The organism is Aeromonas sp. 603079 (assembly GCF_049172135.1).
GTDB classification, from domain to species: domain Bacteria; phylum Pseudomonadota; class Gammaproteobacteria; order Enterobacterales; family Aeromonadaceae; genus Aeromonas; species Aeromonas veronii.
The window spans coordinates 118,533-130,680 of record NZ_JAAKPX010000008.1 but is presented as its reverse complement, the minus strand read 5'-3'; the positions used below and the strand labels follow the sequence as shown (position 1 = coordinate 130,680).

Here is a 12,148-nt window from a genome sequence, read left to right as displayed (position 1 = left end):
CAATGTCACAGCCTTCCCAATCTGCCACTCACCCGCAATACATCTGGTTCAACGGCAAACTGGTGCCCTGGCAGGATGCCCAGGTGCACGTGATGAGCCACGCCCTGCACTACGGCTCCTCGGTGTTCGAGGGGGTACGAGCCTACGATACCCCCAAAGGCACCTGCATCTTCCGTCTGCAGGAGCATACTCGCCGCCTGTTCGACTCCGCCAAAATCTACTGGATGGACGTCCCCTACAGCGAGTCCGAAGTGAATGAAGCCTGCCGCACCGTGGTGCGCGAGAACGGCCTGAAGAGCGGCTATCTGCGCCCGCTGGCCTTTGTCGGCAACGTGGGGCTGGGGCTGCATCCGCCGCTGGATGCCAAGGCTGACCTGATGGTGGCCGCCCTGCCGTGGGGCGCCTATCTGGGAGAAGAGGGGCTGAAAAACGGGGTGGATGTGTGCGTCACCTCCTGGAACCGGCTCGCTCCCAACACCATTCCCACCGGCGCCAAGGCGGGCGGCAACTATCTCTCCTCCCAGCTGATCAGCCGCGAGGCCAAACGCAACGGCTTCGCCGAGGGGCTGGCGCTGGATGTGAACGGCTACCTGAGCGAAGGGGCGGGGGAGAATCTGTTCCTGGTGAAGAACGGCGTGCTGTTTACCCCGCCCGCTACCGCCGCCATCCTGCCCGGCATCACCCGTGACACCATCATGACGCTGGCCCGGGATCTGGGTTACGAGGTGCGCGAGCAGGCGCTGCCCCGTGAGGCGCTCTATGTCGCAGACGAGATCTTCATGACCGGCACGGCGGCCGAGGTGACGCCGGTGCGTTCCGTCGATCGGATGAAGGTGGGGGCCGGTTGCCGCGGCCCGGTGACCGAACAGCTGCAGAACGCCTTCTTCGGCCTGTTCAATGGCCAGACCGAAGACAAGTGGGGCTGGCTGACGCCCGTCAACGACTGATGAGAGAGGGGAGGCGCTGTGCCTCCCCGAGTCGCTTCCGGTGAGGGCACTGCGCTGTGTCCTCACCAGGGTCGATTCCGATCCACTCGTATCATCACCGCATAACGCATCGAGCCCATATGGGCATTCAGGGAGTAGAGACAATGCCGAAGTTGAGATCCGCCACCACCACCCACGGACGTAACATGGCCGGGGCCCGCGCCCTGTGGCGTGCCACCGGAATGACCGATCAGGATTTCGGCAAACCCATCATCGCCGTGGTCAACTCCTTCACCCAGTTCGTACCGGGCCACGTCCACCTCAAGGATCTGGGGCAACTGGTGGCCCGCGAGATCGAAGCCGCGGGCGGCGTCGCCAAGGAGTTCAACACTATCGCCGTGGATGACGGCATCGCCATGGGCCACGGCGGCATGCTCTACTCCCTGCCATCGCGGGAGCTGATCGCCGACTCGGTGGAGTACATGGTCAACGCCCACTGCGCCGATGCCATGGTCTGTATCTCCAACTGCGACAAGATCACCCCGGGGATGCTGATGGCCGCCCTGCGCATCAACATCCCAGTAATCTTCGTCTCCGGCGGCCCGATGGAAGCGGGCAAGACCAAGCTCTCCGACCAGATCATCAAGCTGGATCTGGTGGACGCCATGATCCAGGGGGCCGATCCCAAGGTGTCGGACGCCCAGAGCGAACAGGTGGAGCGCAGCGCCTGCCCCACCTGCGGCTCCTGTTCCGGCATGTTTACCGCCAACTCCATGAACTGCCTGACCGAGGCGCTCGGCCTCTCCCAGCCGGGCAACGGCTCCATGCTGGCGACCCACGCCGATCGCGAGCAGCTGTTCAAGCTGGCGGGCCAGCGCATCGTGACTTTGGCCAAGCGCTGGTATGAGCAGGACGATGCCTCGGCACTGCCGCGCAATATCGCCACCAAGGCGGCGTTCGAGAACGCCATGGCCCTCGATATCGCCATGGGCGGCTCTACCAATACCGTGCTGCACCTGCTGGCGGCGGCGCAGGAGGCCGGGGTGGACTTCACCATGGCCGATATCGACCGCATGTCCCGCAAGGTGCCGCAGCTCTGCAAGGTGGCGCCCTCCACTCAGAAGTACCATATGGAAGATGTGCACCGTGCCGGTGGCGTGGTCGCCATTCTGGGTCAGCTGGAAAAAGCGGGCCTGGTGCATGGGGATACCCGTACCGTGCTGGGTTGCTCCCTCGTCGAACAGCTCAATGAATATGACGTCAGCCGCCAGCCGAGTCAGGAGGTGGTGGACTTCTACCGCGCCGGGCCGGCCGGGATCCGCACCACCAAGGCGTTCAGTCAGGATTGCCGCTGGCCGGAGCTGGATCTGGACCGCGCCGAAGGCTGCATCCGCTCGCTGGACAACGCTTACAGCCAGGAGGGCGGCCTCGCCGTGCTTTCCGGCAACCTCGCGGTCAACGGCGCCATCGTCAAGACTGCCGGGGTGGATGAGGAGAACCTCACCTTCCGTGGCCCGGCCCGGGTATTCGAGAGTCAGGAGAGCGCGGTGAGCGGCATCCTCGATGGTACCGTGAAAGCAGGCGAGGTAGTGGTGATCCGCTACGAAGGGCCGAAAGGGGGTCCGGGCATGCAGGAGATGCTCTACCCCACCACTTATCTCAAGTCCATGGGGCTCGGCAAGGCGTGCGCCCTGATCACCGACGGCCGCTTCTCCGGCGGTACCTCGGGCCTCTCCATCGGCCACGTCTCGCCGGAAGCAGCCTCTGGCGGCACCATAGGTCTGGTGGAGGATGGCGACATCATCAGCATCAATATCCCGGCCCGCAGCATGGTGCTGGAGGTGGCCGACAGCGTGCTGGCCGCCCGCCGCGTCGCCGTGGAAGCCCGTGGCTGGAAGCCGCTCGATCGTCAGCGTCAGGTCTCCTTTGCCCTGCGCGCCTACGCCATGTTCGCCACCAGTGCCGACAAGGGCGCGGTTCGCGATCGCTCGATGCTGGGGGAATAAATCATGGTCTCTGCGGCGGATTATCTACGCAAGGTGTTGCTCTCCCCCGTCTATGAGGCGGCGCGGGTCACCCCCTTGCAAACCCTGAAGAAACTCTCCGAGCGACTCGGCAATCACGTCAGCCTGAAGCGGGAGGACCTGCAACCGGTTCACTCCTTCAAGCTGCGCGGGGCCTATCACAAGATCGCTACCCTGACCCAGGAGCAGAAGGCGCGCGGCGTTATCGCCGCCTCTGCTGGCAACCACGCCCAGGGTGTCGCCCTGTCGGCCGCCAAGCTCGGTATCAAGGCGATCATCGTGATGCCCAAGACCACGCCGGACATCAAGATCGACGCGGTGCGCCGGCAGGGCGGCAACGTCATGCTGTTTGGCAACAGTTTCGACGAGGCCTACGGCGAGAGCCGCCGCCTCGCCACGCTGGAGGGCTACACCCTGATCCCGCCGTTTGACGACGTCGAGGTGATCGCCGGGCAGGGCACCATCGGCAAGGAGCTGCTGGAGCAGGATACCCACCTCACCCACGTCTTCGTGCCGGTGGGGGGCGGCGGGTTGGCCGCCGGGGTGGCGGTCTATATCAAGCAACTGCTGCCGGATGTGAAGGTGATCGGGGTGGAGGCGGAGGGCTCCGCCTGCCTCAAGGCCGCGCTGGCGGCTGGTGAGCCGGTCAATCTGGAGCGGGTCTCGCTGTTTGCGGACGGGGTGGCGGTCAAGCGCATCGGCGAAGAGACCTTCCGCCTCTGCAACCAGTATCTGGACGAGGTGGTGACCGTCTCCAACGACCAGATCTGCGCCGCGCTGAAAGATATCTTCGACGACTGCCGCGCCATTGCCGAGCCGTCGGGTGCCCTGTCGCTAGCTGGCCTCAAGGCCTACAGCGAGCGGGAGCAGGTCAGGGGTGGCCGGATGGCGGCCATTCTCTCCGGTGCCAACGTCAACTTCCACAGCCTGCGCTACGTGTCGGAGCGCTGCGAGATTGGCGAGAAGCGCGAGGGCATGCTGGCGGTGACTATCCCCGAGCGCAAAGGTGCCTTCCTCGACTTCTGCCGTCAGCTCGGACCGCGCATGGTGACCGAGTTCAACTATCGCTACGCCGATGCCGAGCAGGCGTCGCTGTTCGTCTCGGTGCGCCTTACCGGCGGTGACGAGGAGCTGGGTCAGATCATCGATCAGCTCGGCGGCAACGGCTATCCGGTGGTCAACATGACCGAGAGCGAGCTGGCCAAGAATCATGTGCGCTATATGATTGGCGGCCGCCCGGCCCGGCCCCTTGGTGAACGTCTCTACAGCTTCAAGTTTCCGGAGCAGCCGGGTGCCCTGATGCGTTTCCTCGAGACCCTCGGTTGTCGCTGGAACATCAGTCTGTTCCACTACCGCAACCACGGTGCCGACTACGGCCGCGTGCTCTGCGCCTTCGAGCTGCCGGATGAAGACGTGGCAGCCTTCCACGACTACCTGCGCGAGATTGGCTACGGCTGGAAAGAGGTGAGCGACGACCCCGCCTACCGGCTATTCCTGGCTAGTTGATGGCGGGATCGCGATGAAGCAGGAGGGAGGCGTTGTCCTCCCTCTGTTTTTAGGCTGCAATTGGGAACTTCTGTCTGAGCCATTGAAATCCATGGGCCAGTGCCATCAGCAGCAGGGTGCCGGGCAGCACCGTTTGCCACAGGAAGGCTGGCTCTTGTCCTGTCATCAGGATCAGCAAGGGATTGGCGCCCGCCGGAGGGTGAAGAATATTCAGTCCCTGCATCAGGGCGATGGCCAGCCCGGTTGCCAGCGCCATCTGCACTTCTGCGGGGAGGGGAAGCAGGCCGATCACCAGTCCGACGCAGGCCGTCAGCAGGTGTCCACCCAGCACGTTTTTGGGGCGCGCCAGCGGACTATCTGGCAGGGAAAACAACAACACACAGCTGGCCCCGAAAGGTGCCATGACTAGCGCGACATGCCAGCTCAGATTGAGCCATCCCAATATGCCGATGGTGAGTGCGGCGCCCACACCTGCCCATAACGGGCCATACCATTTTGTCATCATGCTTTCCTCTTGGTTTGCCAGAACTGATTAGGCACATTAGGTAGACAGATCGGTGTACTTCAAGAGGCAAATCATGAGTGAGAAGCGTCAACAACTGGTGGCGACGGCCTACCGTCTGTTCAACCGTCATGGCTTTCATGCCACCGGCATAGATCGCATCTGGGCCGAGGCGGGGAGTACCAAGCGCACCCTCTATCGCCACTTCCCGACCAAGGATGCCTTGATTGAGGAGGTGCTGCTCGCTCGTGACCGGGAGTTCTTCGCCTTGCTTGACCAGCGGCTGGCCGGTGTGAGCGGACGTGAAGCTCGCCTCCAGGCGCTGTTCGATGGTTTCGCGGCGTGGTTTGGCCGCTCTGATTTCTATGGCTGCAACTTTATCAACGCCAGCGCCGAGTTTGCCGACCCACGCCATCCGGTGCGCAAGCTGGTGATGGCCCACAAGCAGGCGTTATTGGGCTGGGTGATAAACCAGCTCAACTGTTCTCTGGCACAGGCCACCGAGCTTTGCCTGTTGCTGGAGGGGGCGATCGTGATGGCTCACAGCTATCAGCAGCCACTGGCGTTGGAGCAGGCCAGAATGCTGGCAAAGACCATTTTGGCCGACGATGGCGCGATAATGCAGGCCGCTTCACACTCCTGAGATGCTGGTCATTTGAGGCTGCGTTCGGATGGGATACCCTGAATAGCGGAGAGGCCGCCTGACGGCTTCACACAGGGAAGAGTGCGCACTCAGGCGCCCATAACGACTTATTGCAGAGGCGAAAATATGAATAAATCCATGCTTGCCGTATTGGTCAGTGGTTTGCTGGCGGCCGGAGCCGTGCAGGCCGCTGCTCAGGACAATACCTGGTATGTCGGTGGCAAGGCCGGTTGGTCCAATTACTATGGCGTTGACCACAACCAGTATGCCGAGTCGATTGCCCAGACGTTGGGTAATACCAGCGAGAACACGGATGATCTGGGTCTGGGTCTGTTCGCCGGTTACCAGCTCAACCCCAACCTGGGGTTCGAGCTGGGTTATGACTGGCTTGGCAAATACGACACCACCTCGGGCACCGGCGCCAATACCCTCAATACCGAAGCCAAGAGCCAGATGATTCAGGCCACCATGAAGATCAGCTTCCCGGCAACGAATGTGCTCGATCTTTATGGCCGGCTCGGCGGTGCCTATGCCTGGACGGATAGCGAGATCAGCTTCGCCAATAGCAGCGAGACCGGTAAAAAGCATGGCGCCGCATTTGTCGGGGCGCTGGGTGCCGAGTACGCCATCGATCGTGACTGGGCCGCCCGTCTGGAGTACCAGTACACTACGCCGCTGGGAGATGCCTCTCTCGATCGCTCAGGCATCGAGCTGGATAACGGCCTGATTTCGTTCGGCATGCTCTATCGTTTCGGTCAGCAAGGGGGTGAGGTTGCTGTGCCGGCGCCAGCTCCGGCAGCCGAGCCTGCCCCGGCTGTGGTGGTGGAGCCCAAGACCTTCAGCCTTAGTTCCGATGTGCTGTTCGAGTTCAACAAGGCGACCCTGAAGCCGGCTGCCAATCAGGCGCTCGATGCCCTGTTCAGCCAGATTGTGGCGGCCAATCCGAAGGATGGCGTCGCGACCGTGGTCGGTTATACCGACCGCATCGGCTCCGATAACTACAACCTGGCCCTCTCCGAGAAGCGGGCCCAGAGCGTGGCCAGCTATCTGGTAGCCAAAGGCTTGTATGCTGACAAGGTGCGGGTCGAGGGGCGTGGCAAGGCCAATCCGGTCACTGGCAACAACTGCGCCAGCCGTTCCAAGCAGGAGCTGATCGCCTGTCTGGCACCGGATCGTCGGGTTGAAATCCATCTGGAAGGGGTTTCCCAGCCGGCGCAGTGATGCTGCGGTTAGAGATGGGATTCGAGAAGAACGGGAGGCCAGGCCTCCCGTTTTCTATGGTCAGCGTGATCGGATGGTGGTGCAGACCTGATTTGCCAACATCATGAGTTATCGAATCTTTTCCTAATAGGAATAGTTATTATATTTCCAGGAAATTACAGGATAAAAAAATAGAATTAAACTTTGCGCCTGAAGATCCTTTTGGTTAGAATCTCTGCGTGTTATCAATAGACAGGTAAATATTATGGACTGCGACAGTTGTAGCCGATTGCAAATCGCGATGCGGGTTTACCAGAGCTGAGGCCGAATATTTTATCTTCTCTCTCACTCTGATTGCTCGAATCACAAGCATAGAGTGCAGCATCTATATGAGTCAGCATCGACTCTCACAACCTCTTTATCCCGCCTTCATCAGGGATTCCGGTTGTAAATCTGGATCGTTCCGCTCATCTGCGAGCCATGCGAGCCATGCGCGCCTCGCGACCCCTGCAATTGAACGCTTCATCATGCATCCCGGTACTGCCCGTCAGGGCCGTCACAGCGTCGGAACCATGCATCCGTGCCGTGGTCGGGAAGGGATCAAGCGTAAAATAACAAGATGGATAATCTCATATTGAAAACTATTTCGTTTTCGATATGGCAGGTTGCACATTAAAATAAATGATGTGATTGATTAATATATTTCGGCGGTGGCAAGGGTCGCGCTGTAATATTTCTATAGGCGTGGTTTTCTCCGATGTTCTTACCCGCCAGATATCACTGATACTATTTCCTGCCCGCATCCAGTTATTTCAAACTGTCGTAATCCTGATTTTCTTTATGGGTGATGCCGCTCTAGTTGCGGGATCACCGGATTGGTCCGCTGATAATGCAGACTCGCGGCCATGCCTGCCAACGACAGTGTGTATCGCTGTCCATGGTTCGTCCGGCCCTCTCTCCACCCCACTCGGAGGATATCGTATGACCGAAGAGCCCAAACCTCGACCCTCGGGGTTCACGCCTCCCCACTCCTGATCCCCCCTGCGGGGACGGGATGCGGTGTTCTGACCCCTGATCTGACCCAACCATGCTGGTTAGCTCGACGGCAGACATTTGTCTGACGAGCCGCCCCGTGCGCGCCAGTTGAGCGTGCCGGCAACGAGTCGGGTTCACAGCTTTCGATATCAGTACTGACGCCTGGCCTGGCCCGCGACAGGGCCCTTCTGCAAGCGAAAATCAGGATTTAAAGTTATGAAGCAACAACATACTGCCAGCCGGCACAAGCAACAGGGGTTCGTCGCCCCGGGCCGTGCCAATGAGAAGCTCTCCTCCCGGGTGCTCGACGAGGCCGACAAGTCCCTCGAATACACCCTCACTGCCGTGCGCGGCAATATCGACGGCCTGACCGCGACCGAGGCGGCCAATCGTCTGGTCCAGTTTGGCCCCAACGAGGTGACCCACGACAAACCGCCTCATCCATTGATCCAGCTGCTGCACGCGTTCAAGAACCCCTTCGTGATGGTGCTGATCGTGCTCGGGCTGGTCAGTTACGTGATGGACGTGCTGATGGCTGAGCCCGGCGACGAGGACTGGGTCAAGGTGATCATCCTCGGTGTCATGGTGGGCTTGAGCGGTCTGCTGCGCTTCTGGCAGGAGTACCGTTCCGCCAAGGCGGCCGAGGCGCTCAAGTCGCTGGTGCGCAACACAGCCACCGTACAGCGTCGTCCCTCGCCGGGCGCCACCCCCCAGCGCAAGGAAGTGGCAATGACCGAGCTGGTGGCCGGAGACATAGTGCACTTGCAGGCGGGGGACATGATCCCCGCCGACATCAAGCTGATCGAATCCCGCGATCTCTTTATCAGCCAGGCGGTGCTGACCGGTGAAGCGTTGCCGGTGGAGAAGTACGACACCCTGGGCGCAGTGGCCGAGAAGTCGGCAGACGGCAACAGCACAGGGGACGTGGGGTTGCTCGACCAGCCCAACATCTGCTTCATGGGCACCAATGTGGTGAGCGGTACAGCCAAGGCTGTGGTGGTGGCCACCGGCAGCGACACCTACTTCGGTTCGCTGGCCCGCAACGTGGTGAGCCACAAGCGCATCGAGACCAGTTTCGATCGCGGCGTCAATAGCGTTACCAGGCTGCTGATCCGCTTCATGCTGGTGATGGTGCCCATCGTCTTTATGCTGAGTGGCATCAGCAGTGGTGACTGGATGTCGGCGCTCACCTTCGCGCTGGCGGTGGCGGTAGGGCTCACCCCCGAGATGCTGCCGATGATCGTCTCCGCCAACCTGGCGCGAGGGGCGGTGGCCATGGCCAAGCGCAAGGTGGTGGTCAAACGGCTCAACTCGGTGCAGAACTTCGGTGCCATGGACGTGCTCTGCACCGACAAGACAGGTACCCTGACCCAGGACAAGATCATCCTCGAGCACCACTACGACGTGCGTGGCAACCGGGACGACCGGATCCTGCAGCTGGCCTGGCTCAACAGTTATCATCAGAGCGGCATGAAGAACCTGATGGACATCGCGGTGATCGAGCATGCCGATGTGCTGGGAGCTGGCTGCAAGCCGGCTGGTTACAGCAAGGTGGATGAGTTGCCATTCGACTTCGTGCGCCGCCGGCTATCGGTGATCGTAAAGGATGAGCGTGGCCAGCAGCTGATGGTCTCCAAGGGGGCGGTGGAAGAGATGCTGGCCGTCTCCAGCCAGATCGCCGATGGCCAGGAGGTGCGGGATCTGACCGACGCCGATCGCCTTGCCCTGCTGCGCCAGAGCGAGGAGTTCAATGCCGAGGGCTATCGGGTATTGATCGTGGCGACCCGCGAGATCTCGGCAGGCGAGTGCAAGCAGAGCTATCGTACCAGTGATGAGGTCAATCTGGTGGTGCGCGGCTTCCTCACCTTCTTCGATCCGCCCAAGGATTCGGCCGCACCGGCCATCCGAGCGCTGAACGACTATGGTGTGGCGGTCAAGGTGCTGACCGGTGACAATCCCATCATCACCAGCAAGGTGTGTCGTGACGTAGGGCTGGAGCCCGGCTTACCGCTGCTCGGCAAGGATATCGAAGGAATGGATGACGTGGCGTTGTGCGAGGTGGTCAAGCAGACCACCATCTTCGCCAAGCTCACCCCGCTGCAGAAGTCGCGGGTGGTGAAGGCGCTGCAGGCCAACGGCAACACCGTCGGTTTCCTCGGTGACGGCATCAACGATGCGCCGGCGCTGCGGGATGCGGACGTAGGGATCTCGGTGGACAGCGGTGCCGACATCGCCAAGGAGACCGCCGACATCATCCTGCTGGAGAAGAGTCTGATGGTGCTGGAGGAGGGGGTGATCAAGGGGCGCGAGACCTTTGGCAACATCCTCAAGTACCTCAACATGACCGCCAGTTCCAACTTCGGCAACGTCTTCTCGGTGCTGGTGGCTTCCGCCTGGCTGCCATGGGCACCCATGCTGGCGATGCAGATGCTGATCCAGAATCTGGTGTATGACGTCTCCCAGATGCTGCTGCCGTGGGACAAGATGGATCCCGAGTTCCTCAAGCGACCGCGCAAGTGGGAGGCGAGCAACATCAAGCGCTTCATGCTCTGGCTTGGCCCGACCTCGTCGGTGTTCGATATCAGTACCTATTGCCTGATGTGGTTCGTGTTCGGTGCTGGCACCCTCTATGCCACCGCCAACGGCAGTATGGATCCGCTGGTCAACGGTCAGGCCATCATGAACTCCGGCTGGTTCATCGAGGGGTTGGTGTCGCAAACGCTGGTGGTACATATGCTGCGTACCCGCAAGATCCCGTTCCTGCAGAGTACCGCTACCCTGCCGGTGCTGCTCTCCACCTCGATCGCCATTGCCATCGGCTGCTACCTGCCCTTCTCGCCTGTGGCTGAGCACTTCGGTTTCATCAATCTGGATGGGCCCAAGTACTTCATGTGGTTGGTGATTACCATGCTGGCCTACATGGGGCTGACCCAGACCGTCAAGACCATCTACATCAAGCGCCACGGCCAGTGGTTCTGATGAAGAGCTAGCAAAAAGACCGGGGTGATCCCGGCGCGACGGAAAAAGAGAGCCAGCCGCGCAAGCGGACTGGCTCTCTCTATTTGGTGTGACCCGACTCCCTTGTTGGCGAGTACCGGTCTGTGGCTCAGAGCTTGAACAGCGGGCGCAGGCGGATGCCGATCAGGCTGCCGGCGAGGGCCATCAGCATCCAGACCCAGCCGTGCAGGCTGCCGGAGGCGGTACCGTCGAAGAAGCCGCCGAGGTTGCAGGCGCTGTACATGGCGCCCATCCCCATCAGCAGGCCGCCGAGGATGGAGGCCAGGCTGTTGCCGAGGCGCATCGGGGCGAAGGTGCCGCCACCGCTGATGCAGCGCGCCAGCATGGCCCCCAGAATACCGAGCCAGAACATGCCGACCATGGGGTTGATGAAGAGCGGCTGGGTCAGCTTGGGGTGGCCCTCGAACAGGCCGAACAGGGAGGCGCTGCGCAGCGCCATGTCATAGACGGCGCCGGTGATGGTCCAGGCCGAGCCGTGCAGAGCGACCACGGACGAGTTGAGCAGAGCTATGATGATGCCGCCGGTCAGCACGGTGAAGCGGCCATCGCGCCAGAACAGATTGCTGCCGCTGAAGAGGGGCTTGAGTTCGCCGGTACGTTTGAGCTCGCTGTTGCGAAAAAGCAGGAACAGCGCGGCGACCAGCGCCAGGTTGAGCAGCATGCCGCTCCAGATATTGCCGGTCAAATCCTTGGCCAGCATCACATGGCTGGAGAAGGTGGCCTCCAGCTCGGGGCGGAACTGGTTGCTGATAAGGGTGCCGATGCCGTAGCAGATCAGCACCAGCCAGAAGCGGGGTTGTCCCTCGCCGCAGCAATAAAGAGTGCCGGTGGCACAGACGCCTGCCAGCTGCATGCCGATGCCGAACAGGAAGGCACCGACGATGAAGGGAATGCCGATAGCCATCACGTTACCCACCATGGCATCGCCAAACAGGGCGTGGCTAAAGGAGAGGAAGGTGGTGAACAGCAGAATTTCGATGGCGATGGTGAGCAGGTGAACCCGCACATAGTAACTGTTGCGCTTGGTCAGCATCTCGCGCCAACCGAAGACGATGCCGAAGCGGCTGAAGGAGAGGGTGAAGCCGAAGCCGAATCCGATCAGGGCCATCAGAGCCCATTTCATACCAAAGGTGTTGCCAAGCCAGAGTAACGCTCCCCCCGCGATTGCCACGATGGGGAGCGACCATTTTCGAGTCATAGCTGTAATTCCTTATAGCTGGATGGAGAATAGGGAGTGCGGATCCTATTCCCACATTGAGTCCAAGGCTACCGGTTTAACAGGTCAGGGGGCGAG

8 protein-coding genes are annotated in these 12,148 nt (G+C 61.1%); 6 read left to right on the top strand and 2 right to left on the bottom strand.

The annotated features are described in order from the left end of the window. Window positions 1-2 precede the first annotated feature (2 nt). From G5287_RS07905 to ilvA, 3 genes are all read left to right on the top strand, one after another. Window positions 3-947: a branched-chain amino acid transaminase gene (locus G5287_RS07905; RefSeq protein WP_146062453.1), complete on the top strand. Its 945-nt coding sequence runs from the start codon at window positions 3-5 to the stop codon at window positions 945-947. A gap of 143 nt (window positions 948-1,090) precedes the next feature. Then, window positions 1,091-2,932 carry a dihydroxy-acid dehydratase gene (gene ilvD / locus G5287_RS07900; RefSeq protein WP_139741313.1) on the top strand — a complete coding sequence of 614 codons (1,842 nt, stop codon included), beginning with the start codon at window positions 1,091-1,093 and terminating at the stop codon, window positions 2,930-2,932. A 3-nt stretch (window positions 2,933-2,935) separates the two neighbouring features. Next, window positions 2,936-4,456: a threonine ammonia-lyase, biosynthetic gene (ilvA, locus tag G5287_RS07895; RefSeq protein WP_216949828.1), complete on the top strand. Its 1,521-nt coding sequence runs from the start codon at window positions 2,936-2,938 to the stop codon at window positions 4,454-4,456. A gap of 49 nt (window positions 4,457-4,505) precedes the next feature. On the opposite strand, the gene G5287_RS07890 is transcribed toward ilvA, so the two are convergent. Then, on the bottom strand, window positions 4,506-4,958 hold the full coding sequence (locus G5287_RS07890) for an HPP family protein (protein WP_421231133.1): 453 nt from the start codon (window positions 4,956-4,958) through the stop codon (window positions 4,506-4,508). A 76-nt stretch (window positions 4,959-5,034) separates the two neighbouring features. Here G5287_RS07890 and G5287_RS07885 point away from each other — a divergent pair, with 76 nt between their 5' ends. From G5287_RS07885 to mgtA, 3 genes are all read left to right on the top strand, one after another. Further along, window positions 5,035-5,601 carry a TetR/AcrR family transcriptional regulator gene (locus tag G5287_RS07885; RefSeq protein ID WP_182963048.1) on the top strand — a complete coding sequence of 189 codons (567 nt, stop codon included), beginning with the start codon at window positions 5,035-5,037 and terminating at the stop codon, window positions 5,599-5,601. Between the two features lie 126 nt (window positions 5,602-5,727). Then, window positions 5,728-6,822: a porin OmpA gene (ompA, locus tag G5287_RS07880; protein ID WP_421231123.1), complete on the top strand. Its 1,095-nt coding sequence runs from the start codon at window positions 5,728-5,730 to the stop codon at window positions 6,820-6,822. A gap of 1,230 nt (window positions 6,823-8,052) precedes the next feature. After that, on the top strand, window positions 8,053-10,815 hold the full coding sequence (gene mgtA / locus G5287_RS07875) for a magnesium-translocating P-type ATPase (protein ID WP_421172645.1): 2,763 nt from the start codon (window positions 8,053-8,055) through the stop codon (window positions 10,813-10,815). A gap of 127 nt (window positions 10,816-10,942) precedes the next feature. Here mgtA and G5287_RS07870 read toward each other — a convergent pair whose 3' ends face one another. Continuing rightward, window positions 10,943-12,052, bottom strand: coding sequence for a YeeE/YedE thiosulfate transporter family protein (locus tag G5287_RS07870; RefSeq protein ID WP_227341751.1), 1,110 nt, complete (start codon window positions 12,050-12,052; stop codon window positions 10,943-10,945). Between the last annotated feature and the right edge of the window lie 96 nt (window positions 12,053-12,148).